Annotated in this window: 19 protein-coding genes and 4 pseudogenes; 14 read left to right on the top strand and 9 right to left on the bottom strand. The window is 69.1% G+C overall.

All coding sequences use genetic code 11. From position 1 onward, the window contains the following. Nucleotides 1-39: 39 nt before the first annotated feature. From O7595_RS33240 to O7595_RS33285, 10 genes are all read left to right on the top strand, one after another. Entirely contained in the window at nucleotides 40-5,358 is a 5,319-nt protein-coding gene (locus O7595_RS33240) for a type I polyketide synthase (protein ID WP_269732288.1), read from the top strand. 97 nt (nucleotides 5,359-5,455) lie between these two features. Then, nucleotides 5,456-6,223 (top strand): arylamine N-acetyltransferase family protein, encoded by a 768-nt coding sequence (locus O7595_RS33245; protein ID WP_269732289.1) that lies wholly within the window; start codon nucleotides 5,456-5,458, stop codon nucleotides 6,221-6,223. A gap of 63 nt (nucleotides 6,224-6,286) precedes the next feature. Then, nucleotides 6,287-7,357 carry a 3-dehydroquinate synthase family protein gene (locus tag O7595_RS33250; RefSeq protein ID WP_269732290.1) on the top strand — a complete coding sequence of 357 codons (1,071 nt, stop codon included), beginning with the start codon at nucleotides 6,287-6,289 and terminating at the stop codon, nucleotides 7,355-7,357. Beyond that, on the top strand, nucleotides 7,354-8,760 hold the full coding sequence (locus O7595_RS33255) for a 3-deoxy-7-phosphoheptulonate synthase (RefSeq protein ID WP_269732291.1): 1,407 nt from the start codon (nucleotides 7,354-7,356) through the stop codon (nucleotides 8,758-8,760). The genes O7595_RS33250 and O7595_RS33255 overlap by 4 nt, the downstream gene beginning before the upstream one ends. After that, the gene (locus O7595_RS33260) at nucleotides 8,757-9,590 is read left to right on the top strand and encodes a shikimate dehydrogenase family protein (RefSeq protein WP_269732292.1); all 834 of its coding nucleotides are present in this window, start codon (nucleotides 8,757-8,759) and stop codon (nucleotides 9,588-9,590) included. The genes O7595_RS33255 and O7595_RS33260 overlap by 4 nt, the downstream gene beginning before the upstream one ends. Nucleotides 9,591-9,796: 206 nt before the next feature. Next, nucleotides 9,797-10,957, top strand: coding sequence for a 3-amino-5-hydroxybenzoate synthase (gene rifK, locus O7595_RS33265; protein WP_269732293.1), 1,161 nt, complete (start codon nucleotides 9,797-9,799; stop codon nucleotides 10,955-10,957). Continuing rightward, nucleotides 10,954-12,054 carry a Gfo/Idh/MocA family protein gene (locus tag O7595_RS33270; RefSeq protein WP_269732294.1) on the top strand — a complete coding sequence of 367 codons (1,101 nt, stop codon included), beginning with the start codon at nucleotides 10,954-10,956 and terminating at the stop codon, nucleotides 12,052-12,054. The genes rifK and O7595_RS33270 overlap by 4 nt, the downstream gene beginning before the upstream one ends. After that, nucleotides 12,051-12,749, top strand: coding sequence for an HAD-IA family hydrolase (locus O7595_RS33275; RefSeq protein WP_269732295.1), 699 nt, complete (start codon nucleotides 12,051-12,053; stop codon nucleotides 12,747-12,749). Before O7595_RS33270 ends, O7595_RS33275 begins: the two co-directional genes overlap by 4 nt. Before the next feature lie 6 nt (nucleotides 12,750-12,755). Continuing rightward, nucleotides 12,756-13,685, top strand: a complete 930-nt coding sequence (locus O7595_RS33280) for an ROK family protein (RefSeq protein ID WP_269732296.1) — start codon at nucleotides 12,756-12,758, stop codon at nucleotides 13,683-13,685. Nucleotides 13,686-13,744: 59 nt separating this feature from the next. Continuing rightward, nucleotides 13,745-14,263 (top strand): MarR family winged helix-turn-helix transcriptional regulator, encoded by a 519-nt coding sequence (locus O7595_RS33285; protein WP_269732297.1) that lies wholly within the window; start codon nucleotides 13,745-13,747, stop codon nucleotides 14,261-14,263. Nucleotides 14,264-14,286: 23 nt separating this feature from the next. On the opposite strand, the gene O7595_RS33290 is transcribed toward O7595_RS33285, so the two are convergent. The 6 genes from O7595_RS33290 to O7595_RS33315 all read right to left on the bottom strand — a co-directional run bounded on the left by O7595_RS33290 (nucleotide 14,287) and on the right by O7595_RS33315 (nucleotide 19,978). Beyond that, nucleotides 14,287-14,598: a hypothetical protein gene (locus tag O7595_RS33290; protein WP_269732298.1), complete on the bottom strand. Its 312-nt coding sequence runs from the start codon at nucleotides 14,596-14,598 to the stop codon at nucleotides 14,287-14,289. 147 nt (nucleotides 14,599-14,745) lie between these two features. Further along, a complete protein-coding gene (locus tag O7595_RS33295) occupies nucleotides 14,746-15,624 on the bottom strand; it encodes a 3-hydroxybutyryl-CoA dehydrogenase (protein ID WP_269732299.1) in 879 nt (292 codons plus the stop codon). After that, nucleotides 15,621-16,658, bottom strand: coding sequence for a 3-oxoacyl-ACP synthase III family protein (locus O7595_RS33300; protein ID WP_269732713.1), 1,038 nt, complete (start codon nucleotides 16,656-16,658; stop codon nucleotides 15,621-15,623). Before O7595_RS33300 ends, O7595_RS33295 begins: the two co-directional genes overlap by 4 nt. Before the next feature lie 2 nt (nucleotides 16,659-16,660). Further along, the gene (gene ccrA / locus O7595_RS33305) at nucleotides 16,661-18,019 is read right to left on the bottom strand and encodes a crotonyl-CoA carboxylase/reductase (RefSeq protein WP_269732300.1); all 1,359 of its coding nucleotides are present in this window, start codon (nucleotides 18,017-18,019) and stop codon (nucleotides 16,661-16,663) included. Between the two features lie 250 nt (nucleotides 18,020-18,269). Next, entirely contained in the window at nucleotides 18,270-18,713 is a 444-nt protein-coding gene (locus O7595_RS33310; RefSeq protein ID WP_269732301.1) for a type II 3-dehydroquinate dehydratase, read from the bottom strand. A gap of 509 nt (nucleotides 18,714-19,222) precedes the next feature. Then, a complete protein-coding gene (locus tag O7595_RS33315) occupies nucleotides 19,223-19,978 on the bottom strand; it encodes a thioesterase II family protein (RefSeq protein ID WP_269732302.1) in 756 nt (251 codons plus the stop codon). Nucleotides 19,979-20,170: 192 nt separating this feature from the next. On the opposite strand from O7595_RS33315, the gene mhpA reads away from it, so the two are divergent. After that, complete coding sequence (gene mhpA, locus O7595_RS33320; protein ID WP_269732303.1) at nucleotides 20,171-21,787, top strand: bifunctional 3-(3-hydroxy-phenyl)propionate/3-hydroxycinnamic acid hydroxylase MhpA; 1,617 nt, start codon at nucleotides 20,171-20,173, stop codon at nucleotides 21,785-21,787. Nucleotides 21,788-21,873: 86 nt separating this feature from the next. Here mhpA and O7595_RS33325 read toward each other — a convergent pair whose 3' ends face one another. From O7595_RS33325 to O7595_RS33335, 3 genes and pseudogenes are all read right to left on the bottom strand, one after another. Beyond that, complete coding sequence (locus O7595_RS33325; protein WP_269732304.1) at nucleotides 21,874-22,278, bottom strand: type II toxin-antitoxin system PemK/MazF family toxin; 405 nt, start codon at nucleotides 22,276-22,278, stop codon at nucleotides 21,874-21,876. A 392-nt stretch (nucleotides 22,279-22,670) separates the two neighbouring features. Continuing rightward, a pseudogene (locus O7595_RS33330) lies at nucleotides 22,671-23,126 on the bottom strand (transposase); the annotation flags it as partial. Nucleotides 23,127-23,143: 17 nt separating this feature from the next. Further along, a pseudogene (locus O7595_RS33335) lies at nucleotides 23,144-25,223 on the bottom strand (ISAzo13 family transposase); the annotation flags it as partial. A 47-nt stretch (nucleotides 25,224-25,270) separates the two neighbouring features. On the opposite strand from O7595_RS33335, the pseudogene O7595_RS33345 reads away from it, so the two are divergent. The 3 genes and pseudogenes from O7595_RS33345 to O7595_RS33355 form a co-directional block, all read left to right on the top strand. After that, a pseudogene (locus tag O7595_RS33345) lies at nucleotides 25,271-25,723 on the top strand (transposase); the annotation flags it as partial. A gap of 42 nt (nucleotides 25,724-25,765) precedes the next feature. Beyond that, nucleotides 25,766-25,891: pseudogene (locus O7595_RS33350) on the top strand (FAD-dependent oxidoreductase); the annotation flags it as partial. 45 nt (nucleotides 25,892-25,936) lie between these two features. Next, nucleotides 25,937-26,638, top strand: a complete 702-nt coding sequence (locus O7595_RS33355; protein WP_269732714.1) for a flavin monoamine oxidase family protein — start codon at nucleotides 25,937-25,939, stop codon at nucleotides 26,636-26,638. Nucleotides 26,639-26,707 lie beyond the last annotated feature (69 nt).

Raw genomic sequence — 26,707 nt, forward strand, 5'->3', positions numbered from 1 at the left:
GACGAGCGGACGAGCGACCGGAACGAATGGAGACAGGGAATGACCAGCTCAGAGGCAAAGCTTGTCGAAGCGCTGCGGGCTTCACTGATCGAGAACGAGCGGCTGGAGAACGAGAACAAGAAGATCCGCGACAGCTTCACTGAACCCATCGCCATCGTGGGCATGGCGTGCCGGTTCCCCGGTGGTGTGTCGACACCTGAAGAGTTGTGGGAGTTGATCGCGGATGGTCGTTCCGCAGTCGGCCCATTCCCCACCGACCGGGGCTGGGATCTTGAGAACTTGTACGACCCAGAGCTCGATCGCGCCGGCACGTCTTATGTAAGGGAAGGCGGGTTCCTGCACGACGCGGGCGAGTTCGACGCCGGCTTCTTCGGCATATCACAGAGCGAGACGCTGGTCATGGACCCGCAGCAGCGTCTGATGCTGGAGACGTCGTGGGAGGCGATCGAACGGGCGGGCATAGACCCGGCCGCTCTGCGTGGCAAGAACGTCGGCGTGTTCGCCGGCATGGGCGGGCACGATTACGCCTCCGGTTTCCACAGCGTCCCCGACGAGCTTGAGGGCTACCTGATGACCGGTGGCTTGGAGAGCGTCCTGTCGGGACGGGTTTCCTACACTCTCGGGTTTGAGGGGCCCGCGGTCACGATCGACACGGCCTGCTCGTCGTCCCTGGTAGCCCTGCACATGGCAGTGCAGTCCCTGCGTTCGGGCGAGTCGTCGTTGGCGCTGGCCGGGGGCTCCAGCCTGATGACCACTCCCGCCGGCATCGTGTTGGCCTCGCGTATGCGGAGTCTTGCGAAGGACGGCCGGTGCAAGGCGTTCGCGGCATCCGCGGATGGAACGAACAGTGCCGAGGGCGTGGGCGTCCTGCTGTTGGAGCGGGTTTCCGATGCCGTCCGTGACGGACATGAGATTCTCGGCGTCGTACGGGCCACCGCGGTGAACCAGGATGGCGCGTCCAACGGACTCACCGCGCCGAACGGGCCCTCGCAGCAGCGGGTGATCCGCCAGGCACTCGCTGCCGCTGGTCTGTCGTCCGCCGATGTCGATGTCGTCGAGGCGCACGGCACCGGAACCCCCCTGGGCGACCCGATCGAGGCACAGGCCCTGCTCGCCACCTATGGTCAGCGCCGTGACCCCGGACTGCCGCTGTGGCTCGGTTCGGTGAAGTCGAACATCGGACACGCGGGCCATGCGGCAGGCGTCGCTGGTGTGATCAAGATGGTGATGGCCATGCGGCATGGTGTGCTGCCGCAGACGTTGAACGTGGACGAGCCCACACCTCAGGTCGACTGGTCCGCTGGAGCGGTCGAGTTGCTGACCGAGGCGCACGAGTGGCCCGAGATCGGCCGTCCTCGTCGTGCGGGGGTCTCCGGCTTCGGTGCCAGCGGCACCAACGCGCATGTCATCCTGGAGCAGGCGCCCGCGCAGACATCCGTGAACCCGTCCGACGAGAAGGCGCGAGTGTTGGGCGACAGGGTCGTGCCACTGGTCCTCTCGGCCCGAGGCGAGGCGGGTCTCGCCGGCCAGGCTCGGCGCTTTGGTTCGTTCCTGAGGCAGCGTCAGGAGCTGGACCTGCTTGACGTCGGCCGGTCGCTGGTGCAGAGCCGGGGACTTCTCCCCGACCGTGCGATCGTGCTCGCCGAGGACCGGGAAGAGGCGCTGACCGCACTGGACGCCGTGGCCGGCGGCGAGTCCGCGACCGGTGTCATCAAGGCAACGGCCGAGAGCGAAGTGGGCGGGAGTGTCTTTGTGTTCCCCGGTCAGGGCAGCCACTGGGCGGGCATGGGAAGGGAACTGCTTGAGACGTCGCCCGTGTTCGCAACCCGCATGGCCGAGTGCGCCGAGGCGCTCGACCCGCTGACCGGCTGGTCGTTGCTCGATGTGGTGCGGCGGGTGGAGGGCACCCCGTCCCTTGACGACCTGGACGTCGTGCAGCCGGTGTCGTGGGCACTGATGCTGTCGCTTGCCGCGCTGTGGGAAGCGTGCGGGGTCGTCCCGGATGCGGTCGTGGGTCATTCCCAGGGCGAGATCGCCGCTGCCTGCTTCGCCGGTGCGCTGTCCCTTCCGGACGCCGCCCGTCTCGTGGTGCACCGGGCCAAGGCCATCCGAGCCGAGTTGTCGGGACGCGGAGGCATGGCGTCCCTCGTTGCCGGTGTCAAGGCCGTCTCCGTGCTGGTCGAGGAGTTGCCGGGTCTGGAGATCGCCGCAGTCAACGGACCCTCGTCAGTGGTCGTGTCCGGTGAACTGCCCGCCTTGGAAGAGCTGCTCGCCCGGTGCAGGACCGAGGGCATCCACGCCCGCAGGATTCACGGGGCCAACGCCGCCGGACACTCCTCACAGATGGAGGTGCTGCGCGACTCTTTCCTTGAGGCATTTGCTGCGGTCTCCGGCGGGCCTTCGCGCGTGCCGCTGTACTCCACGGTGACCGGGCGACTCCAGGACACCACGGAGCTGGACGTTGAGTACTGGTATCGCAACCTGCGGCAGACCGTGCAGTTCGACCCGGCCATTCGGTCCCTGGCCGCTGATGGACATGGAGTGTTCATCGAGGTCAGCTCGCACCCTGTGCTGGCGTCGGGCGTCCAGGACGTGCTGGAGGAGCTTCAGGCACCCGCTGTCGTCACCGGGTCGCTGCACCGCGACGAGGGCGGCCCGCGCAGGTTCCTCGCCTCGCTGGCCCACCTGCACACGCACGGCGTTCAGGTCAACTGGGAGGCCGTTCTCGGCCGCGGTACGGAGCGGCCCGTAGATCTGCCCACGTACGCCTTTCAGCGTCAGCGCTACTGGTTGGACACGGCAGACTCCGGTGGGGACGCGCCAGGTCTCGGTCTTGATGCGGCGGACCATCCCCTGCTCGGCGCGGTCACCGAGATCCCCGGCTCGGACGGTGTGCTGTTCACTTCCCGGCTGTCGCTGCGCACGCACCCCTGGCTCGCCGACCACGCGGCCGCCGGAATCGTCCTCGTGCCCGGAGCAGCCTTCGTGGAGCTCGCGGTCCGCGCCGGCGACGAGATCGGGTGCGGTCTGGTCGGCGAACTGGTCATCGAGCGCCCCCTGCTGCTGCCCGAGAGCGGCGGTGTCCAGGTACGTGTGTGGGTGGGGGAGCCGGACGAATCCCGCCACCGCACCGTCCAGGTTCACTCCCGCTGGGAGGAAGCCGGTCCGCGTGGGAGCTGGACCCGTCATGCCTCCGGACGCCTGGTGCCGGAGGAGGGTGGGGCCGATTTCGACCTCACCGAGTGGCCGCCGTCCGGTGCCACCGCCGTCGCCCCGGACGCACTCGCCTCCGCCTACGACGGCATGGCAGAGGCGGGATACGGCTACGGTCCGGCGTTTCGGGGCCTGCGCGGGGCGTGGACGCGTGGCGAGGAGGTGTTCGCCGAGGTCTCACTGCCCGAGGCGGCAGGGAAGGGCGACGACTACGGGCTGCACCCGGCCCTCCTGGACGCGGCCATGCACGCCTGTGCCTTCAGCACCGGTATGGCCGGTGAGAGCCCGAAGCTGGCTCTGCCGTTTGTCTGGCGCGATGTCAGGCTGCACGCCGTCGGAACCTCCGCGCTGCGGGTTCACCTCACACCGCTCGCCCACGACACGATCCGCTTGCGCCTGGCCGACGCCTTCGGCGCACCGGTGGCTGCCGTCGACTCGATGGTCTTGCGACCGGTGGTCCCGGAACTGCTGCGGGTCGGCTCAGGTGCGGCCAAGGAGCGGATGTTCCGTGTGGCCTGGGAGCCCGTCTCCGTCAGGAGCGTGCAGGACGAGCTGAACGTCGTACCCGTGACAACTGCCGAGGACGTTCGTGCCGTGGCCGGAACGCCCCCCGGCATGTTCCTCCTCGATGTGGCCGGCGACGGACGTACGGACCCCGCCGCCGTCCGGGACCTCACCGGGCGAGTGCTGGAAGTCGTCCAGGCGTGGCTCGCGGAACCCGCCTTCCAGGACACTCCTCTCGTCGCTCTCACACAGGTCGGTGCGGTCGTCCAGGACGGGGACCCGGCTCCCGATCCGGCCGTGGCAACGGCTGCCGGCTTGCTGCGTTCGGCACAGTCAGAGAACCCGGGCCGCATCATCCTGGTCGACACGGACGGCACGGAGGCGTCAGCCCGGCGCCTGCTCGATGTCCTCGCGTCCGGGCAACCTCAGGCGGCACTTCGCACAGGCGCGGTGACGGTGCCGAGGCTCGTCAAGGCTGCTCCCGCAGATGCCCATGGCCGTCCGCTGAACCCCGAGGGCACGGTCCTGATCACCGGCGGTACGGGCCGGCTGGGTCGTCTGGCGGCCAGGCACCTGGTTTCCCAGCACAAGATCAGAAACCTCGTCCTGGTCAGCCGGAGGGGACCGGACGCACCGGGCGCGGCCGAGTTGGAAGCCGAACTCGAGGAGCTCGGCGCGCTCGTCCGAGTCGTGGCGTGCGACGTGTCCGATCGAGACTCCATGGTCGCGCTTGTGGCCTCTGTTCCCGAGGACGCCCCCCTTACCGGTGTGATCCACACAGCCGGCGCGCTGGATGACGGTGTGGTGACGTCCCTGACGCCCGAACAGCTCGATGCGGTGCTCCGTCCGAAGGCCGATGCGGCGCATATCCTGGATGAACTCACGCGCGATCTCGACCTCGCGGCCTTCGTCGTGTACTCCTCCCTTTCGGGGATCTTCGGTTCAGCGGGTCAGGGCAACTACGCTGCCGCGAACTCCTACCTCGACGCGCTGGCTGTACGCCGTCGTGCTTCCGGATTGCCGGCGACCTCACTGGTGTGGGGATGGTGGGGGCAGGGGTCGGGCATGCTGGACAAGCTCGCTGAGGACGACCTGAAGCGTTTCGACCGATGGAACAGCGCCGAACTCACGGTGCAAGAGGGCATGGAGCTGTTCGACCTCGCGCTGCTGGACCGTGATGCTGTTCAGGTCCTGGCGAAGATCGAACTCGAAGCGATCTGGGACCAGGCCGATTCCGCCTCCGTCCCCCCGCTGCTGCGCGGCCTCATCCGCGTCAGTCGGCGGCCCGCCCGTGACGGGGCGTCCGGGGCCGACAAGCTGGCAGACCGGCTGGCCCAGGCGTCCCCGGACCAGCGAGGAAAGATCCTGGTCGACCTCGTCCAGCGCGAGGTCGTCACGATCCTCGGCTACGTGTCCGCGGACGAAATCGGACCGGACCTTTCCTTCTTCGACATCGGTTTCGACTCTCTGACCGCCATCGAATTCAGGAACCGGCTGTCGGCGCTCACCGGCGTCCGCATCCCCGCCACCTTCGCCTTCGAGTTCCCCACCGCGGAACTGGCCGCCGAGCAGCTGCTGGAACGCCTCGAACCCCACGCGGGCTCGCCGGACACTTCACGCACGGTGCGCGGGGATCAATGACCGCCTCGTCTCCCTGCCGGATGACGGGACCAGCGCACCGGTCACCGACCTACCCCCTGCGCCGCTCGCCGACGACGAACACTCAAGGAGATAAAGCATGTTCGACAAGGACAAGTATCTGGAGCACCTCGGCTTCTCGGGAACGCCCGACGCGAGCCTGGCGACCCTGCGGAAGATCCACCGCGAGCACCAGATGCGGATCCCCTACGACAGTGGTTACGCCCTGGACCTGAACAACAGTGGTGACGCCCTCGGCCTGGCCCAGGAGCAGTTCGACCTTGACGCGGCCTTCGAGACGATCGTGCTCAGCGGCCGGGGCGGCATCTGCGTCGAACTGAACTTCATGTTCCATCGGCTCCTCGTCGAGTTGGGCTTCGAGGTGCAGGTGCTGGCCGCGGCGACCGTCCTGCCGGGGGGAGTGTGGGGCCCTGACATCGAGCACATGGTCATGCGCGTCACCATCGACGGCGAGGACTGGCTGGCCGATGCGGGGCACGCGGGCATCTCCATCGTGGAGCCGCTGCCGTTCTCCGGAGAGACCGTGGTCCAGGACGGCATCGAGTTCCGGCTGACCCGTCGGGAGCAGCACTACTTCCTTGAGTACAAGACCCGCGCCAAAGACTGGCGCGACTCCTACCGCTTCCTGCCGCAGACACGTACCACCGCGGACTGGGCCCGCTGGCGCGACGCCCTGCCGTTGGAAGAGCTGGAGTCGCACCCGCGGCGCCGTCGGCGGGTCATCGACAGCGGGCAGGTCACGCTCACCGCGAACCTCTTCGTATCCGTTGAGGACGGCCAGGAGAGGCTTCGTCTCATCCGGGACGAGAACGAGCTCGAAAAGATCGTCAGCACCTACTGGGGCTGAGCGCCTGGCGGGGTGGCCGCCGCCCGGCGTGTCACCGGCTTCCACAGGACAGAGTGAGGCGGAGTGAGAGAACAGATACCGGTCTGCATCGGCGAACGTTCCTACGCTGTGGTGATCGGCCCTGGGGCGCGTGCCATGCTGGCCGAAGTGATCCAGCGCCTCGGCGCCCGGCGGGTCGCGGTCGTGTCGGCCCGGCCCGCGGAATGGGTGCCTGACACCGGAGTGGAGACCGTGCTGCTGCCCGCTCGGGACGGTGAGCCGGACAAGAACCTCGCCACCGTCGAGGCCCTGTGCGCGGAGTTCGTACGCTTCGGCCTCACACGCACCGACGCGGTCGTCTCCTGCGGGGGCGGCACCACCACCGATGTCGTCGGCCTGGCCGCCGCCCTGTACCACCGGGGCGTGCCGGTGGTCCATCTGCCGACCACACTGCTGGCCCAGGTCGACGCGAGTGTCGGCGGCAAGACGGCGGTCAACCTGCCCTCCGGCAAGAACCTGGTGGGCGCCTACTGGCAGCCCGCCGCCGTACTGTGCGACACCGACTACCTGTCCACCCTTCCCCGGCGTGAGATGCTCAACGGCCTGGGTGAGATCGCCCGCTGCCACTTCATCGGTGCGGGTGACCTGCGCGGGCTCGGCCTCGCGGAGCGCATCGCGGCCAGTGTGAGGCTGAAGGCCGGCGTCGTCTCGGCCGACGAGCGGGACACCGGTCTGCGACACATCCTCAACTACGGGCACACCCTGGGCCACGCCCTGGAGGTGGCCGGCGGCTTCGCGCTCCGGCACGGCGAGGCCGTCGCGATCGGCACGGTCTTCGCGGGCCTGCTCGCCGGGGCCCTGGACCGGATCGGTCCCGGGCGAGTGGCGGAGCACCGGGAGGTCGTCGAGTTCTACGGCCTGCCCACCGCGCTGCCCGAGAGGATCGAGACGGCCGAGCTGATCCGCCTGATGCGCCGGGACAAGAAGGCGCTCACCGGCCTCGCCTTCGTCCTCGACGGGCCCGGGGGAGCGGAGCTGGTCCACGACGTGTCCGAACAGGTCGTCGCCGAGGTCCTGGAGCGCATGCCACGGCAGCCACTCGGGCAACTCGTCGAGCCGGCGGGCTTCCAGGGAACGGGAGCCCCGCTGCCATGACGCGCACATCAGAGGCAGCGCACGGCGAGGTCCGGGGCAGGGACACGCGGGAGCCGAGGCTCACGGACCGCCTCGCCGCGGCCCTGGACAGACCCGCGGCGCAGCAGCCCGAGTGGCCGGACCCGGCCCGGGCCCGGGCAGTGGTGGAACTGCTGCGCACCGCGCCCCCGATCGTGGCCGAGTCCGAGACGGCACAGCTCTCCGAGCAGCTCGCGGCGGTCGCCCGCGGCGAGGCATTCCTGCTGCAGAGCGGGGACTGCGCGGAAACCTTCGCCGAGACCACCGAATCGCACCTGCGAGCCAACCTCGGTCTCCTGAAGCGTATGTCGCGGCTTCTTGCCGACGCCTCCGGGCTGCCGGTGGTTCCCCTCGCCCGTATGGCCGGACAGTACGCGAAGCCGCGCTCACGGTCCGTCGACGCGGACGGCTTGCCGGTCTACCGGGGTGACATGGTCAACTCCGCCGAACGCACCCTTGCCGCACGCACGTGTGACCCGGACAGGATGCTGCGCGCCCACGGGCACGCGGCTCGCGCGATGACGTTCGCCCGCCGGGCGTACGCACAGGAGCAGGCGGACCCGCTCACCGGCCTCCCCTCGTACCTGCAAGGCACCTCCGGCGGCGGCCGCTTCGTCCGCGCCGCCAAAGAGATCGGCCGCGATCCGGGCCCGAGCAGCGAACAGATCTATGTGGGCCACGAGATGCTCTTGCTCGACTACGAATGCGCCCCGCTCCACACCGCCGGGTTCACCATCGGTCCGGGACCACGGCTCGTCAGCCCACTCGCACACTTCCTGTGGATCGGCGAGCGCACGCGAGGCCTCGGCGACGCGCACCTCGCCGTCGCCGAACTGCTCGCCAACCCCATCGGGGTGAAGATCGGCCCCAGCGCAACCCCGGAAGAAGCCGTCGAGTACGTCCGCAGGCCGGACCCCCATGCCACGCCCGGGCGGCTGACGCTGGTCAGCAGGATGGGCCATTCCCAGGTCCGCGAGGTACTGCCGCCGATCGTGGAGAAGGTCACCGCCACCGGCCACCAGGTGGTGTGGCAGTGCGACGCGATGCACGGCAACTCCCGCACGACGCCGGACGGCCGCAAGACCCGCCACTTCGACGACATCGTCGCGGAGATCATCGGCTTCTTCGACGTCCACCGCGCCCTCGGCACCCACCCCGGCGGCCTCCACCCGGAGGCGACCGGCGAGGACGTCACCGAGTGCCTGGGCGGGGCCCGCGGCCTCGATGAGGCTGACCTGCCGGCCCGCTACCGTACCGCCTGCGACCCTCGCCTGAATGAGGAACAGTCCATGGAACTGGCCTTCACCGTCGCCGACTTGCTCGCAGAGGCCCTCCGGCCGGCTGCCCAGCAGGTCACCTCTGCCGGCCCCGGGAACCCGCGATGACCGACACCGCCGTTCCGCCGCGGATCCCGATCAGCGGCACCACCCGCTTGTACGCGGTGATCGGCGACCCCGTCGAGCAGGTCCAGTCTCCCGGCCTGCTCAACCCGCTCTTCGCCGAACAGGGCGTCGACGCAGTGCTGGTGCCGGTGAAGGTCCACCCTGGCGATCTGGAACGGGTCGTACGCGGCCTGCAGCGGATCGGTAACCTCGACGGCATCTTCGTCACCGTCCCGCACAAGGCGGACGCCGCCCGGCTCGCCGACCGGCAAAGCCGTACCGTCAAGATCGCCGGAACGGCCAACGTGCTGCGCCGCGAGACCGACGGCAGTTGGCTCGCTGAGAACTTCGACGGTTCCGGTTTCGTGACCGGCCTCGCCCGCGCCGGGCATGAGGTACGAGGCAAGCGGGTCGCGCTCGCCGGGGCCGGCGGGGCGGGTAGCGCCATCGCGTGCGCGCTGCTGACGGCCGGCGCGGACCGGATCGCCGTGACCGACCCGGACCTGCCCAAGCTCGACACGCTGGTCGATCGACTCGCCACGTACTGGCCCGGCCGAATCCACGCCGCCGCCGAACTGCCCCTGTATGAAAGCGATCTCGCGGTCAACGCGACCCCGCTCGGACTGCGATCAGGCGACCCACTGCCGTTCGCGCCCGAAGGCCTCCCGCCCGCGGCGGTGGTGGGCGACATCATCATGAAACCCCACGAGACGCCCCTGCTGCGGCAGGCCGCCGCCCTCGGCCACCACGTCCACCACGGCATCCACATGCTGAACGGTCAAGTGGAGTCCTACTGCGAGTTCTTCGGCCTGAGCGCACCCAGGACCGGCTGACGCACACACCCGCCGGCCGACCCTCGCCCTGACAGACGGCTACCAGACCGGGGGATGTGGGGTGGTGAGCGCGGTGCCTACCGTGAAAGTCGCACTCCTGGGTCTGATCCTCGACGTGGAACCTGCGGTCGGCCGCGTGCCCCGCCGCCTCATGCCGTGCGTCGGCCATCGGCCGAGAAATGTCCGAAGTGGAGATTTGGAGATACATGAACGCGCGACCGGCACCAGAGTTTCCCTCCTGGCCGCAGTACGGCGACGGCGAGCGCACCGGCCTGATCCGGGCCCTGGAGCAGGGGCAGTGGTGGCGCATGGGCGGGTCGGAGGTGGACTCCTTCGAGAGTGAGTTCGCCGACTTCCACGGCGCCGCGCATGCTTTGGCCGTCACCAACGGCACCCATGCCCTGGAGCTGGCCCTTCAGTGTCTGGGGGTCGGTCCGGGCACGGAGGTCATCGTGCCGGCCTTCACTTTCATCTCCTCGTCCCAGGCCGCTCAGCGGCTCGGCGCGGTCGCCGTCCCCGTCGACGTCGATCTCGACACGTACAACATCGACGTGGCTGCCGCGGCGGCCGCCGTCACCCCTCGCACCAGGGTGATCATGCCCGTGCACATGGCGGGGCTCATCGCTGACATGGACGCGCTCGACAAGCTCTCCGCGGACACCGGCGTGCCCGTGCTGCAGGACGCCGCCCACGCGCACGGTGCCCGCTGGCAGGGCAAGCGGGTGGGCGAGTTGGGTACGGTCGCCACGTTCAGCTTCCAGAACGGCAAGCTGATGACCGCCGGCGAGGGTGGTGCCCTGCTGTTCCCCGACGAGGAGACGTACGAGGCCGCCTTCCTGCGGCACAGCTGTGGTCGGCCGCGCACCGACCGCCACTACATGCACCAGACCGCCGGCACCAACATGCGGCTCAACGAGTTCTCCGCGTCCGTGCTCCGCGCCCAGCTGAGCCGCCTCGACGCCCAGCTCACGCTGCGCGATGAGCGCTGGACACTGCTGTCCCGGCTGCTCGGCGAAATCGACGGCGTCGTACCCCAGGGGGGCGATGCGCGCGCCGACCGGAACTCTCACTACATGGCCATGTTCCGGATCCCCGGCATCTCCGAGGAGGGCCGCAACGCCCTCGTCGACACGCTCGTCGCGTCCGGGCTGCCTGCCTTCGCCGCCTTCCGGGCGATCTACCGCACCGACGCGTTCTGGGAGACGGCCGCGCCCGACACCACCGTCGAGAAGCTCGCCGAAACCTGCCCGCACACGGAGGCGATCAGCACCGACTGCATCTGGCTGCACCACCGGGTGCTGCTCGCCTCCGAGGAAGCCCTCCACACCACGGCCGAGATCATCGCCGACGCGGTGGCCTCACGATGAAGGTCCGCGCTGCCGTCGTGGGGCTCGGCTGGGCAGGCCGCGAGCTGTGGCTCAGACTGCTGGGCGAGCACAAGGACTTCGAGGTGGTCGCCGCCGTCGACCCCGACCCGGCCTCCCGGGCAGCCGCCGTGGCGATGGGCCTGCCCGCCCACACCACCATGGACGCCCTCTCCCCTCGCACGGTCGACATCGCCGTCGTCGCGGTACCCAACCATCTGCACGCCGAGGTGGCGGCCGCCCTGCTCCGCCGCGGGATCTCCGTCTTCCTGGAGAAGCCGGTCTGCCTGACCACCGGCGAGGCCGACGCCCTCGCCGCGGCCGAACAGAACGGCGGGATGCTGCTCGCCGGCAGCGCCGCCGCCCACCGCGGCGACGTCCAAGCACTTGCCGGGCTGCTGCCCCAGGTCGGCCGGATCCGCCATGTCACCCTGGGCTGGGTCAGGGCACGCGGCGTGCCACAGCCCGGCGGCTGGTTCACCCAGCGCAGCAAGTCCGGTGGCGGTGTCCTCGTCGACCTCGGCTGGCACCTGCTCGACGTCCTCACCTACCTCCTCGGCCCCGCCCCCGTCACCCAAGTGATCGGCTCGGTCTCCGACGACTTCGTCAACAGCAGTGCCTGGTCCGCTGCCTGGCGCGAGGAACAGCCGACCGATGTCCCGGCCGGCAACGTCGAGGACACTGCCCGGGGCTTCCTGCTCCGCGAGGACGGCGTCTCGGTCTCGCTGCAAGCCGGCTGGGCTTCGCACGAGGCGCTGGACGCCTCCGTCATCACCATCGAGGGCAGCAACGGAACGGCACGGCTGCACTGCACCTTCGGCTTCAGCCCCAACCGGGCCCCCGAACGGGTGCTCACCCTCACCCGGGAAGGCACCACAGAGCAGATCCCGCTGCCCGACGAGCCGATCGGCACCGAGTACGGACGCCAGCTCGACGGCCTCGCCGGGCTCCTGGCCGACCCTGGCCGACGCGGCGTGGCCGTCGCCCAGGCCCGCAACACCGTCCAGCTGGTCGAAGCCTTCTACGCGTCGGCCCGCGCCGCTCGACCTGCGGACCACGCGCCCCGATTCACCGCCCACAAGGAGGTGAGGACCGTATGACCACGAGGTCAGCACACCACGCGGCAACGACCACCGAACAGCACTCCCCGGTCTCCAGACAAGCGGTCATCTTCGACCTCGACGGAGTCGTCGTCGACAGCTTCGCGGTGATGGGCGAGGCATTCTCCCTCGCCTACGCCGAGGTCGTCGGCCCGGGCGAGGCGCCCTTCGAGGAGTACCAGCGCCATCAGGGCCGCTACTTTCCCGACATCATGCGGATCATGGGCCTTCCGCTGGAGATGGAGGAGCCCTTCGTCCGTGAGAGCTACCGGCTCGCCCACCAGGTGCAGGTGTACGACGGTGTGGTCGATGTGCTGAGAACGCTGAACGAGCGCGGCCTCCGGCTGGCCATCGCCACCGGCAAGGCAGGCGAGCGCGCCCGGTCCCTGCTCGACGTCCTCGGCCTGCTTCCGTACTTCACCCACGTCATCGGCTCCGACGAGGTGCCGCGGCCCAAGCCCGCCCCTGACATCGTCAGTCGCGCGCTTGAACTCCTCGACGTTCCCGCGGACCGGGCCATCATGATCGGCGACGCTCCCACCGACCTGGCCAGCGCCCAGGGCGCCGACGTCACCGCCGTAGCCGCGCTGTGGGGCTGCCACGACGAGATCGGACTGCTCGCCGCCGACCCTGACATCGTCTTGCGACGGCCCGCCGACCTGCTCGTTCTCTGCCCGGCCGTCCCCGGTCACTGAGACGGAATGACAGCCTCACCGCCGTTGTGGCATCTGGGCATCGACATAGGGGGCACAAAGGTCGCCCTGCGCGCCGAGTCAGCGGACGGCCGTACCGAGGAGCACACGTTCTCCTGGCCGCACCACCAAGATGGACCGGACAGCGACCTTGCCCTGCTGTCGGACGGCATCACCACCCTGGCGGCCCGCACAGGCGAGGGTTTCCAGGCCGCCGGGGTCGCCGTCCCCGCCACGGTCGGCCCGGACGAGCAGGTCATCTCCTGGCCCAGCCGACCGACATGGACCGGCCTCGCCCTCGGCCCCGCGCTACGCGCCCTCGTGCCCAAAACGGCCGTCGCATGGGCGGATGACGGTGACGTGGCCGCCCTCGCCGAGGCCGCGGCGGCCGACTGCGCCGATCTGCTCTACGTCGGCGTCGGTACCGGCATCGGCGGCGGCCTGGTCCTGGGCGGCTGCCTGTGCCCCGGCCCGGGCCGCGGCTCCTTCGAACTGGGCCATCTGGTCGTCGAGTTGGGCGGCCCCGTGTGTGTCTGCGGCCGCCAGGGCTGCCTCCAGGCGACAGCTTCGGGGCCGGCCACTCTGGCCCGGGCCGGCGAGCTCCGCGGCGAGCCGGTCACCTACGAAGAGCTGCGCGAAGCACTCCGTACCGGCCGCCCGTGGGCCACAGCCGCGATCGACGGCACCTGCCGGGCCCTGGCCACTGCCATCATGGGGGTCACCGAACTGCTCCACCCCAGCCTCGCTGTGATCGGAGGCGGATTCGCGGCAGGCGTCGACGACCTGGTCGACCGCACAGCAACCCACCTGACATCCCTCTCGCGTCCAGGCCGCCCTGCCCCACCACTCGCTCCGGCGCGCCTGGGTGGCCTTTCCTCCCTCCAGGGTGCGGTCCTCCTTGCCCGAGCCGTCACCGACGGAGCGGTACCGCTGCTGTAAAACGACATTGGGGAAATGCGCAATGAGTTCATTAAAGATTCAAGGAGTCTGTGCATAAAGTGGAGGATACGAGGAAGGCGTACTCATCCACCGCGAAGCTCCGATGGCTCACGGATGAGCAGCAGCGCATCTGGCGCTCCTATGTCCACGCGACCACGCTCCTTGAGGACCGCATGGACCGCCAACTGCATCGCACTGCGAATATGCCTCACAGCTACTACAGGCTCCTGGTGAACCTCGCGGAGTCCCCTCACCAGCGGCTGCAGATGACGGAGCTGGCGATGCACGCGAAGATCACCCGACCCCGGCTCTCGCACGCCGTCGCACGTTTGGAGAAGGACGGCTTGGTACGGCGGGAGGAAGCACCCTCCGGCCAACGCGGCAAATTCACGGTGCTCACAGAGGAGGGCCTGGAGGCCCTCAGACGGGCCGCTCCGGGCTATGCGACAGTCGTCCAGCATGCCCTGTTCGGCCGACTCACCCCCCAGCAGCAGGAGTTCCTCGGCGCGATCATGGAGATCGTCACCGATGGACTCCAGACGGACAATGCGGGTGCGGACCTGCCCTGGCTGCGCTAGAAGTGCTGCGCGGATGTGTCAACTCAACGGCTGATCTTGGTTGTTGAGTTATCGCTGGTCGGTGCGGTCAGGTGGCCATCGAAGGCGATCTGGAAGGCGTTCAGGGGCGTCAATCCCCGGACGCACTCGACCTTCAGCACGCTGTTGAACGCCTCGCTGGTCCGTGCCGAAATGACACCTGGCACGTCCCCGCCGGCGGGTCGCCACGGCCATGTGCAGGGCGGCGACGACCAGTTCGGCATCGTGACGGGCACCCATCGCAGGACAGGTCGATGACCGGCCGTCTGCCCGGGTGGGCAGGCGGATGCGGTCTTGTAGAACCACGCCTCGCTCATTCCCAGAGCGCGGCACCCTCACGGAACTCCGCATCGAACTTCCGCCGCTCTCCGCCATGACTCCCAACTGCCCCTGCAGTCAGGATCTTCACACTACGAGGGGAGGGACACGTGCCGGGCCAGACCGTGGTCGGGTCGGTCGTCGGGTCAGGATCCGGAGGGCTCGTCGTACCGGTGGAAGCCGTGGCCCGTCTTGCGGCCCAGTCTGCCCTCCTGGACCATCCGGGCGAGCAAAGGGGGCGGTTCGGGGACCAGGCCGTCGGAGTGCTCCGCCATCGAGCGGGCCACGTCGGTGATCGTGTCGATCCCGATCAGATCGAGCAGCGCGAGCGGACCCATGGGATGTCCGCAGCCCAGCACCATTCCCCGGTCGATGTCGTCGGCGTCGGCGATGCCCTGGTCGTACATCGTGACCGCCGCCATCAGATACGGCACGAGCAGGGCGTTGACCACGAACCCGCTTCGGTCCGCGGTGCGGATCACCTCCTTGCCGAGGGTGTCCTTGGCGAAGGATTCGGCCGACGCGGCGCACTGCTGCGAGGTGCGGTCCGTCACCACCACCTCGACCAGGGGCATCAGCGGTACGGGATTGAAGAAGTGCATTCCCACCACGGACCCGGCTCTACCGGTGGCCTCCGCCAGATCGCCGACCAGCAGGCTGGAGGTCGTCGAGGCCAGAACGGCCGCAGGGTCGGCCAGCACCCTGTCCACCGCCTTGAACACCCGTTGCTTCACATCGAGTCTCTCGGCCACGGCCTCCACGACGAACTGCCGGTCCGCGAGATCCTCGACGTTGGCGGTGACCCGCAACCGGGCCATGGCCGCCGTCTGTTCCGGCACCGTCATCCGGCCCTTGGCCACCGCGCGGGCGAACGCGGCCGCCAGCCGTCCGACCGCGTCCTCGATCCGGTGCGGGGCGGAGACCAGGACCGTCACCTCGACCCCGGCGCGCAGGCTCACCTCGGCAATGCCGGCGCCCATCGTCCCGCCACCGATCACACCCAGTCGTTCCACCGTCGGCTTCATCGAGTCCCGCCCTCGGTCACGGTCCAGCGCAGCAGAGCGGCACCGGCCGCCATACCCGCGCCGAAGCCCACCAGGAGCACCAGGTCGCCGTCCCGTAGCACGCCGGAACGGTTGGCCGCGTCAAGTGCGACCGGCACCGACGCGGAACCGATGTTGCCGCCGTGACGCAACGGCAGATGGGTTTTCGCCCGCTCCAGACCACTGGCCTCGGCCAGTTCCGCCACCAGCCGGCCATTGGCCTGGTGCGGCACGAAGTGCTGGACGTCGGCCGGTTCGTGGCCGGAGCGCTTGAGCAGCCCGGCGATGAGGCCGGGGACGTTGTCCAGGACGAAGTCGCGCACCCCCCGGCCTTGCATGCTCAGCAGGTGGCCACCGTCCGCGACCGTCTCGACGGAGGCGGGACGGCGGCTGCCCCCGGCCGGCATGCTGATCAGCTCGTGGGCGTCGGCCCGGCTCACCAACTCGATCTTGAGCAGGCCGCGTTCCGGATCGCCGGGCGCATGCGGGACGGAGCCGATGACCGCGGCCCCGGCTCCGTCCCCGAACAGAACACTGGTCGCCCGGTTGTCGAAGTCGATGAACCGGGTCCACACGTCGGTGCCGATGACCAGGACCTTCGTCGTCGGGTCCAGCGCCACGTACGCCCGGGCGATGGACAGCGCGGTGACGAACCCGGTGCAGGCGATGTTGACGTCGAAACAGGCGGCCCGGTGGGCGCCGAGCGCCAGTTGCACCAGTGACGCGGTGGAGGGGATCGGGGCGTCACCGGTCGTCGTGGCGACGATGATGAAGTCGATGCCGTCCGCGTCCAGTCCGGCCTGGTCCAAGGCGGCGCGCGCGGCGTGGACGGCGAGGTCGGACGCCGCCTCGTCCGGTGCCGCGTACCGCCGTTCGACGATGGCGGTCCGGTCGGCGATCCACTCGGCGGAGGCACCGGGTACCCGGGCCTCGATCTCCTCGTTGGTCACCACCCGTTCGGGCAGGTAGGAGCCGGTCCCCAGCACGGATGTGACGTACCCCTGTGCCGTTTCCATGGTCACGCCGCCCGCACGCTGTCGTGCGCGTACGCGCGCATCAGGGTCAGTCGGTCCTCGCCGATCCGGGCGCGCCGCTCGGGGTCGGTCACACCCAGGCCCGGACGGTCGGCCAGGCAGAGCACGCCCACCTTGCCGATGTGCTGGTTGAGCTGCACCAGCCGGGTCGCCTCGCCGGCCTCCTCCAGCGGGAACAGCGAGGTAAGTGCGGGCACCAGCGATCCTTGGTCGAACAGTCGTGCGGTGTCGACCTGTTCCTGGAGGTTCGCCACGTGGCTGCCGATGATGCGCTTGAGCCGCATCCACAGATAGCGGTTGTCGAACCGGTGCTCGTAGCCGGTGCTCGAACCGCAGGTCACCACGGTGCCTCCGCGCCGCGCGAGGAACACCGAGAGCCCGAAGGTGGATTTGCCCACGTGGTCGAAGACGATGTGCGGATCCTCGCCCACGCCGTCACGGATGAGCCGGCCCAGCCGCTTTCCCTGCGCCACCGCGACCGCCGGCTCGTCGTCGGCGTCACCGCCGAAGTCGTACTCCTCACGGTTGATCACCAGGTCACAGCCGAGGGCGCGCGCCGCGCGCGCCTTCTCCTCGGAGCCGACGACTCCGACGGCGATGCCGCCGCCGTTCTTCACCAACTGAACGGCGTAGGCTCCCAGTCCGCCGGACGCGCCCCAGATCAGGACCACGTCCCCCTGCTTCATCCGTGCGCCGCGGTCGCTGACCAGCATGCGGTACGCGGTTCCGCCACAGGCCGGGACCGAGGCAGCCTCCTCCCAGGTAAGGTGTGCCGGCTTGGGGATCAACTGGCTGGCCCGGGCGATGGCGTAGTGGGCGAGGCCGCCGTAGTTGGTCTCGAAGCCCCAGGCGAGCTGGTTCTCGCTGAGCATCCCGTCGGCCTGGACGGACGCCTCCTGGTCCTCGACACAGGCCGCGTTGACCAGCACGTGGTCACCGACCCGCCAGCGCCGCACGCCGGAACCGGCGCGGACGATCACTCCGGCGGCGTCCGAGCCGAGGACGTGGAAGGGCTGGTCATGCCGCTTCGCCCAGCCGCCCTGGCGCCCGTAGGCCTGGAGGAAGCCGAAGGTCGACAACGGTTCGAAGGTCGCGGACCAGACCGTGTTGTAGTTGATGGAGCTGGCCATGACGGCTATCAGCACCTCGTCGGGCGCGAGTTCCGGCATCGGTACCGTGCCCACGTGGAGGGTCTCGCGCACGTCGCGGTCGCCTTCGATCCCCTCGAAGGTCTTCTCGTCCTCGATCCGCAGGTGCGCGGCGAGGAACTGCGCCGGTACTTCCGCGGCGGCCAGTTCCTGCGGGCCGGCACCGGCACGTACTGCATCGGAGAGTGACATCATCGGGCTCCTCGTCAAGCCGTGTGAGGCTGGTCGAACGATCGGTACTTCCGTGTCGGGGCCCGGCCCTCACCCGTACAGGACCCGTCTGCTGCCGTCTACGGGCATCGAGGCTCGAACGTGGTGCAGGGGATCGTGTCGGCGAGCTCGCGTCCGTACACGGGCGGGGCCACCAGGTCGTGAGCGAACGAGACCACGCGGCACGGCACAGTGATGTCCGCGCCGCCGGCGCGCCGGTCCGGCGTCGGCCTGGTCATCGGACCATGCCGGTCACGTGCAGCAGGGCTCGGGCCGCCAGGCGGTAGCCGAACGCGCCGAGTCCTACCACGACGCCGGAGGCCAACGGGGCGATGACCGATTCGTGCCGGAACTGCTCTCGCGCCCACACGTTGCTCAGGTGCACCTCGATCCACGGGTGCTCGTAGCTCGCGAGCGCGTCCCGCAGGCTCCAGCCGGCGATCATCAGGGCGCCAGGGTTGACCACGGCGCCGACGCTGTCGGGCCCGTGCTCGTGGACAGCGCTCACCAGATCGCCCTCCGACTCCCGCTGGATCGACAGGACCTTCCAGCCCTGCCCGCTCACCTCGTCGGCGACCGCCTGCTCGATGTCGGCCAGGGTGTCGGTGCCGTAGACCTCGGGCTCGCGACGGCCCAGGATGCCGAGGTTGGGACCGTTCAGTAGGAGCATCGTGCTCATGTGTCACCTCGTCGTTCAAAGGTCCGAACCGCATCCGGTCCGTGGTCCGGGGCCCCATCGGGGCGGCTGTCAGGGTGTCCGTTCGCAGACGCTGAGACGAAGGCCTGTCATTGCCACGATCACCTCGAAGACACCCGAGTTCATGCCGGCGCCGAGGGCCGGCGCCTCCCACCGGTCGAGAGTGCTGAGCCGGGCGCCGATGGGCGGACGAGGACGCCCGCAAGTAGTCCGCCGGTGACCGCGGGCAGACCGAAGCGCGTCCGACGGTCGGCGCGGGGGCGGCGAGGGGCATCTCGGCCTCTCTCCCGATCAAGGGTCGGATTGGTCCGCGGGCCCGGGGGTCTCTCTTGTGGCCTCCGGGCGAGAAGGAGCGGCGCGGTGTTCGGCGCGTGCTTTCGCCGTGTGCTGGCGAGGTCTCGGAACGGTGCGTTCGGTGAGTCGGGGGTTCCTCGCCGGCACTTGAGGCAGCGGGGAAGCGTGTCAGGTGCCGGCGACGTCGCGGTGGTCTTTCAGAACGGCCGCAGCCGCCGGGCCACCAGGTCGATGACCTCGGCTCCACGGTCTACGAGGAAGAAGTGGCCGCCCCGGAAGACCTTCGTTTCACTCGCCCCGGTGGTGTGCTCGGCCCATGCCTCGGCCTCGTCAAGGGAGACCCGGGGGTCGCTGTCTCCGGTGAGCACGGTCACCGGGCAGTCGAGGCGTCGGCCGGGCTCGTGCCGGTACCGTTCAATGGCGGTGTAGTCGCTGCGGATGGCCGGCAGGATCATCGCCAGCACCTCCGGGTCGCCGAGCAGCATCTCGTTGGTTCCGCTGAGTTCCCTGAGCTCGGCCACGAATTCGGCGTCGCTCGCCGCATGCACCCGCTCGTCGCGATAGCGGGACGGCGCCCGCCGACCGGACGCGAACAGCCGTACCGGCGCGGGCAGCCCGGCGTCCTGCATGCGCAGCGCCACCTCGTACGCGAGGACGGCGCCCATGCTGTGGCCGAACAGGGCCAGTGGCTTGTCGTCCAGGTGCCGCAGCACGGCGAAGATCTGGTCCGCGAACTCGGGGATGTTGTCGATCCTCGGTTCGTGGAGCCGGGTCTGCCGACCTGGGTACTGGAGGGCCAGCACCTCCACCGACGGGTGCAGCGCCTTGGACACCGGGAAGAAGAAACTTGCGGAGCCGCCCGCGTACGGAAGGCACGCAAGCCGCACATTGCTCTGCGGCGCGGGGTGCGAGACACTCACCCATTTCTCGAACTGCGCCGTTGCTTGTTGCATGCCGGACGAGCTCCTCGTGGTTGGTGAGGGAATATCGGCAGCCTAGGCTCGTGCAGGTGGAGCCGCGTATCCCCAGATCTGATAGTCCCAAGCCCGCGAGCGGCCCGAACGACGGTGCGGATTGTTAGTCTTTCGCCGTTCCGAATCCGGGCAGTTGTGCCTGCGCCGGCCACCTGCGATGAGGGGTTTCCCGTGCCCGAGACGTCACCGCACAAGCAGCCCGCCGGCGCGAGCGCCGAGACAGATGCGGACGTGATCGTCGTCGGCAATGGGCCGGTCGGGGCCGCTCTCGGGATCCTGCTGGCACAGCGCGGCCGACAGACCATCGTCCTGGAACGGCGCCGACGCCCCTACACCCTGCCCAGGGCGACCAGCTTCGACGGCGAGACGGCACGGCTGCTCTCCGGCTGCGGGGCGGGCCCGAGCCTCGGCCGGATCACCGAGCCCGCCACCGGTTACCAGTGGCATTCCGCCGACGGTGAGGTCCTCCTCGACATCGTCTTTCGCACAGAAGGCCCGTACGGGTGGCCTGACGCCAGTACCATGCACCAGCCCGCCCTCGAGGGACTGTTAGCCTCGCGGGCAGCCGGGCTGCCCGGAGTGACTGTGGTACGGGGCAGCCAGGTGGTGGGAATCGAGGAGCAAGACGACCGGGTCGTGGTGACGGCCGAGGACGAGGACGGCGTAGCCCAGACGTACACCGCGAGGTGGGTGGTGGGCTGTGACGGTTCCAACAGCTTCGTCCGGGACCATCTGGATGTGCCGGTCACCGATCTCGGCTTTTCCTACGAGTGGCTGCTGTGCGATGTGCAGCTGCGCGAGCCGGGCGAGTTCGTCCCCACCAACGTCCAGATCTGTGACCCTGCTAGGCCTACTACCCTGGTCGGCAGCGGTCCGGGGCATCGGCGCTGGGAGTTCATGCGGCTGCCCGGCGAGCGTGCCGCGGACCTGAACCGGGAGGAAACTGCCTGGCGGCTTCTCGCTCCCTACGGGGTGACCCCCGACAGGGCGACGCTGCTGCGCAGCACCACGTACATCTTCCAGTCCCGCTGGGCCGAGCAGTGGCGGGTCGGTCGGGTACTGCTGGCCGGGGACGCGGCCCATCTGATGCCGCCGTTCGCCGGGCAGGGCATGTGCTCGGGCATCCGCGACGTCGTCAACCTGGCGTGGAAGCTGGACCTGGTAGTGGGCGGCCTCGCCCCGGAGTCGCTTCTCGACACCTACACAGAGGAACGCCGCGCGCAGGTACACAAGTCGATTCTGTCCTCGGTCCAGCTAGGCCGGGTGATCTGTGTGACGGACCCCGTGGCTGCGGCCGAGCGCGATTCCACGATCCTGGCGGGCCGCCGCGGCCGCAGTCCGGCGGTCCCGGACCCGGCGTTGCCCCTCACAGAAGGGCTCCTTCACCGGAGTGTGGACGGGTCGCCCATATCCCCGGCGGGCGAGGTGGTCCCCCAAGGCCAGATACGCGGCCTTAGAGGCACGGGCCTTTTCGATGATGTGGTCGGCCGCGGCTTCGTTCTGATGCTGGCAGAGGGCGCTGACGCCGACCTCAACGCGGAGCAGTCGGCATTCCTCACGGATCTGGGTACGCACGTGGTGACGCTGCTCCCCGAGGACGGGACGCCGCATAACAGGTCGGTGGTCGACGTGGGCGGCGTCTACCGCACTTTCCTGGCTCGCCACGGGGCCGACGCGGTATTGATCCGTCCGGACTACCACGTGTACGGGGCGGCCTCAGGCCTGGGGGCAGCGGCGGCGCTGGTGGACGACCTGCGGGCCCGCCTGTACTCCAGCCGTAGTTCGTGATCTCGATGGTGAGGGGCGCCGAGGCGACAGTCGGACAGCGTCGACCATCTGGCCGAGACCGCCCACGCCGTCGGCTCCTTCTCCCTCTATCCGAGTTCACCGCGACGGAGGGCGTCCCTCATCTCGCTGAGCTTCGCGGTCATTGCCGGGGTCTGCTCCTGCGGTTGTTCAGCGAGTCGGAGGGCATCGTCAATCTCGCTGAGCTTCGCCGAGGACAGGACGGCTGCCCGCTCGATCAGGTCGTCCCGTGACACAGTGGTCAGCCATGTGCAAGGGGTAAAGCCTGGACGCCTGAACGCGAACCGCAGCACGCCCTCAAAGGGCAGCCCTTCCATGGCGCCAACTCGCACTTCGACGCCCAGACCGCTCATGTCGACGCCCGCCGGAGCGACGACCTGCATCGCCCGGATCCCGGACGCGTCGTCTACCGCCAGCAGTACGAACAGTCGCCGCTCGTCGAAGTCCACCCACCAGACCTCGCCACGTTGCACATGTCCTCCTGACCCGGGACGGCAGGCGAACCTGCGCGCCCCTGACGCACTGTGGAGACGGGTGCGGCCACCGTTGATCATCGGTGTGTGAAGACAAACGATCACGCGGTGGGCGCAGCTCACAGTGTATCCAGCCCGCCCGCGGGAGGCGTTCGAGGGCCTGATGAGCCGGATCGCAGGCCGGTTCACGCGGGTCGAACCCCCGTGCGGAGCCAGGAAGTTGGTCAAGCCGGTTCCCCCAGCCACCTGCCCTGCGATCCACACTCCGAGATGCTCGCCCTGAACGACGACGTCCCCTGGCCCGGCAGGGAGCGTCCTATCCGCCGTCGCGTGCGTGAGCACCAGCCGATACAGGGTCTGTCAAACGAGCCGGTGTAACTGGGGTTGTTGGGTTACTGACGGGCCGCGGAGAGACGGCCGTCGAAGGTGATGTCGAAGGCGTTCAGTGCGGTCTTCCAGCGCATGGTCCAGCGAGCCTGGCCCATGCCGGTGGGATCGAGCGACATGATCGCCATGTAGACGCACTTCAATGCGGCCTGCTCGTTGGGGAAGTGACCGCGGGCTTTGACTGCCCGCCGGATCCTGGCGTTGACGGACTCGATGGCGTTCGTGGTGCAGACGCTCCGGCGGATCTCGGTGTCGAAGCGGAGGAACGGGGTGAACTCTTCCCACGCGTTCTCCCAGAGCCGCACGATCGCCGGATACCTCCGCCCCCAGGCGTCGGCGAACTCCGCGAACCGCTCCAGGGCGGCTTCCTCGGTCGGTGCGGTGTAGACGGGCTTGAGGAGCTTGGCGATCTTGTCCCAGTCCTGGCGGGCGGCATAGCGGAAGGAGTTCCGCAGCAGGTGAAGCCGTAAGGATTCAATGGTGTTTCGCTGTCTTCTGTGACGGATGCGAGTACGTCGGCGGCCGCGGCAAAGCGTCGTTCGGCGAGCGTCGGGACGTACGTGTCCTGTTCGAGGAGGGGACGGACGTCCTCGATGGCGTCGCGGATGGTGCCGCGGCTGACACCGAACAAGGTGGCCAGGGATTGCTGGTCGCATAGATCTCGCTGGGAAAGGACCGTCGCCAGGACCCGGTCCGCGTCGGTGATCTTTTGACGGAAGACGCCACCACGGGTTCCCGGGCGCCGATCACCACCGCGCTGGCGATGCCGACGTTGTTCGAGCGCGGCCTGATAGGGCACGGTGATTCGGTCGATCAGCGCCTGGAAGTCCGGGCGGGACATGCCAGTGAGGGCGGGGTGCGACAGGGTCTGGGAGAGTTCCATCCGGCTGGTGGTCGCGCCGTCCTCCGCCCAGTCGCGCAGCTCCTGGGCGGAGGAGAAGTAGTGTGCGGTCTGCGAGACGGTGACCTGCTGGGCATCCATGAGTATGCGGGTCTCACTGATGACCTTGCCGATCGTGACCGCGTTGATGGCGAGCAGCTCGACGAGAACCTTCTGGGAGCAGACGCGGCGTAGGTAGATCACTGTGGTGAGGACGCGGTCGGCGTTCGAGAGCAGGGGTCTGCCGTGTGCTCCGGGGGCTTTCAGACGGCGGCCGCCGCGCTGCTGGAACTTGCGTTGTTCGGCCTGGGCGGCTTGCGCGGGGGCCAGTTGGGCGCACAGTGCGTCCAGCTCCGATGAGGTCATGCCGCTCAGACGCGGGTCGGCGAGCATCGCCAGGACCTGTGACCTGGTCTGGTCCCGGTCGCTCGTGTTGATCGCGCAGTTGCCGGCGGCGCCGGCCGGGGCGATCGTGTAGTTCCAGGATCCGTGCTGGTCATGAGGTGTGATCGGCAGTGAGCGCAGGTGCTCGCAACTGACGGAAGTTCCCACCGGGTAGGTCCCGGTGTCCAACTCTGCGCGAACGCGCAGGCCAGTGCGGGTGCGGGTCGCGGCAATGCTGTTGACCACGACTTCGTGGCTGGTCAGGGGCCTGCCACGCCAGTTTATGGTGATGTGGGAGAACAGCCGATGCTCGACCTTATTCCATTTCGAAGTGCCCGGCGGAAAGTGGCAGACGGTCACCGTGAGCCCCATCTGGGCGGCGAACGCAACGAGTTCGGCCTTCCATAACCTGTAGCGGTAGCTGTTGGACCCTCCGCAGTCCGCGGTGATCAACAATCTGTCGGCATCCGGGTAGTCCACCCGACCGCGGGCCGGCCCCCAGCGGCGGATCGACTCGACGGCGAACACGGAGGTGTCGTGATCGATGCCGACGTTCACCCAGCCGCTGTCGTGGGCCAAGTCGTAGATGCCGAAGGGGATCGCCACGTCGACGTCGGGGCCGATGAAGTAGAAGCTGTGGTCCTCCACCTGCACGGGATCGCCGGCGGGGCGCCACTGCCGCCCGGGGTTCGGCAGCTGCCCCAGCTGTTCCTTCTTCTTGGCATCGATGCTGATCACCGGCTGACCGCCGGACTGGTACTCCGTGACCTGCTCGTTGATGTAGTGGAACTGCGCGTCTCGATCGGGGTGCTGCTTGCCCTCCAGCGTCTTGGCGCTGGCCTGCAGGCTGAAGCCCTGCCTTTTCAGAAGCCGCCCGACGGTCGGATCAGAGACCGGGTGACCCTGCCGGGTCAGCTCCTCTGCGAGGTTGCGCAGGGACTTGGTGGTCCAGCGCAGCGGCGACATCGGATCACCCCGCTCGTCCGGCTCCACCAGCTTCAGCAACGCCGGAACCAGGGAAGGATCTTGTTCCTCGGCGGGCTTGCGGCCACCACCGGGGCGCCGGATGCAGCCATCCGGCAGCGGATCCCCACCGGCCTCCAGCTCGAACACCCCGTTACGGACCGTGCTCTCGCTCACCCCGGCCACCCGCGCAACGGCCCCGTACCCCACCGTGTCCGAGCAGTCGCGCCTCCTGCGCCAGCATCAGACGCCGCTGACGCTCGTTCAGATGCGGCAAGACGACCTGGAACCGCAGCGCAAGCTGATCCAGAACGTCGGCGGCGAAGCTCATACCAGAGCAACGATCTTGTCCTATGAAAGCAACGCGTTGATTCTTTACGGCTTCACTTCCTGCGCAACGTGTTCAGCGTGATCAAGAAGGACGCGGCGGAGATGGTCGCCACGACGATCCGCACGATCTTCGCCCAGCCCACAGCCGACGCGGTCCGCACCCAGCTCGACACCGTCGCCGACATGCTCGGCAAGCAGTTCCCGAAGGTCAGGGAGATGCTGCTGGACGCGAAGGACGAACTGACCGCCTTCGCCGCCTTCCCGGAGCCACTGGAGCGGATCAACCGCGAGGTCAAGCGCCGCACCGACGTCGTCCAGGTCTTCCCCAACGATGACGCGCTCCTACGGCTGGTCACCGCCGTGCTCTTCGAACTGCACGACGAATGGATCGCCTTCCCCCGCCGCTACCTGCCCGAAGGAAGCATGGACCAGCTCTACCCCGCCGAGCGCTCCGAACGCGCCCCCGCGCTACCCGACACCACCAACACGACCGCCGGATGATCGGCTACACCACGAGAAGGGACACGACCGGAAGGCCGGGACCGAGTCGGCGGCCGCGTGTGGACTCGCCGGATAGCCGGAGCGCCGGCGGAGATGGGCGCCTCCTGGATCCACGGTACCTCGGGCAACGCCCTCACCGGCATCCTCGAACACACCGGCGACCCCCGCCACACCTTCGACGACGACAACTCCACCGGCGGGAACGACGAAGCGATGCGTGAACTCGCCCGGTACGAAAGGAAGCTGGACGACGTGGAGGACCCGGACGAATCCACCGTCGCCTCGGTGACACCGCAGTGCCCCTCCGCCGCACTGCGCACCGCGCTCACCATCAGCTACCCGCTGGAGTACGCCGCCGAGCCCCGTCAGCTCTCCGTGACGGCCACGCTCGAGGGCCGCAGCCCCGAGGGCCCCGACCTCCTGCTGCCCCTCGGCTACGACCGACTTCTCGGCCACATCCGCGGCGACATCCCGGTGCGCACCCGGCACGTCGTCACCGGCATCCGGTACGGGCCGGAGGGGGTGACGGTGGCCCTGCGGGACGGGAACACCGTGCGGGCGGACCGTGTCGTGGTGACCGTCCCGATCGGAGTCCTCAAGGCCTCGGCGATCGACTTCGACCCGGCGCTGCCCGACGGCAAGCAGGAGGCCGTCCGCGCACTCGGAGCAGGTCTCCTGGACAAGTTGTGGCTCGCGTTCCCCAGGCCCTTCTGGGACGAGGACGCCGATGTCATCGAATGGTTCGACCCCGACGATCCCGGCCTGTGGGCCTGGTGGGTCAACGGGTACAAGGCCTTCGGCGAGCCCGTACTGCTCGGCCTCAACGGCGGCGACCACGCACGCAGGCTCGCCGGTGCCGGCGACGAGGAGTGCGTCGCCGGTGCGATGAGAGCCCTGCACCGGATGCACCGCTGACCCGCTGCGCGGGGCCAGCGGTGCCGACTCGGCACGGTGTGCGCCCCGGCTCCCCGCCGCCCCCGGCCC

The sequence above is a fragment of the Streptomyces sp. WMMC940 genome (assembly GCF_027460265.1).
In the GTDB taxonomy this organism is placed as follows: Bacteria; Actinomycetota; Actinomycetes; order Streptomycetales; family Streptomycetaceae; genus Streptomyces.

Excerpts from the sequence above, each read along its gene's own strand:
- O7595_RS33300 (WP_269732713.1), bottom strand. The coding sequence starts at position 16,658 with ATGGAAACGGCACAGGGGTACGTCACATCCGTGCTGGGGACCGGCTCC.
- O7595_RS33295 (WP_269732299.1), bottom strand. The coding sequence starts at position 15,624 with ATGAAGCCGACGGTGGAACGACTGGGTGTGATCGGTGGCGGGACGATG.
- O7595_RS33260 (WP_269732292.1), top strand. The coding sequence starts at position 8,757 with ATGACCGACACCGCCGTTCCGCCGCGGATCCCGATCAGCGGCACCACC.
- O7595_RS33275 (WP_269732295.1), top strand. The coding sequence starts at position 12,051 with ATGACCACGAGGTCAGCACACCACGCGGCAACGACCACCGAACAGCAC.
- O7595_RS33240 (WP_269732288.1), top strand. The coding sequence starts at position 40 with ATGACCAGCTCAGAGGCAAAGCTTGTCGAAGCGCTGCGGGCTTCACTG.
- O7595_RS33280 (WP_269732296.1), top strand. The coding sequence starts at position 12,756 with ATGACAGCCTCACCGCCGTTGTGGCATCTGGGCATCGACATAGGGGGC.
- O7595_RS33255 (WP_269732291.1), top strand. The coding sequence starts at position 7,354 with ATGACGCGCACATCAGAGGCAGCGCACGGCGAGGTCCGGGGCAGGGAC.
- ccrA (WP_269732300.1), bottom strand. The coding sequence starts at position 18,019 with ATGATGTCACTCTCCGATGCAGTACGTGCCGGTGCCGGCCCGCAGGAA.
- O7595_RS33245 (WP_269732289.1), top strand. The coding sequence starts at position 5,456 with ATGTTCGACAAGGACAAGTATCTGGAGCACCTCGGCTTCTCGGGAACG.
- O7595_RS33270 (WP_269732294.1), top strand. The coding sequence starts at position 10,954 with ATGAAGGTCCGCGCTGCCGTCGTGGGGCTCGGCTGGGCAGGCCGCGAG.
- O7595_RS33310 (WP_269732301.1), bottom strand. The coding sequence starts at position 18,713 with ATGAGCACGATGCTCCTACTGAACGGTCCCAACCTCGGCATCCTGGGC.
- rifK (WP_269732293.1), top strand. The coding sequence starts at position 9,797 with ATGAACGCGCGACCGGCACCAGAGTTTCCCTCCTGGCCGCAGTACGGC.
- O7595_RS33355 (WP_269732714.1), top strand. The coding sequence starts at position 25,937 with ATGCGTGAACTCGCCCGGTACGAAAGGAAGCTGGACGACGTGGAGGAC.
- O7595_RS33315 (WP_269732302.1), bottom strand. The coding sequence starts at position 19,978 with ATGCAACAAGCAACGGCGCAGTTCGAGAAATGGGTGAGTGTCTCGCAC.
- O7595_RS33290 (WP_269732298.1), bottom strand. The coding sequence starts at position 14,598 with ATGAGCGAGGCGTGGTTCTACAAGACCGCATCCGCCTGCCCACCCGGG.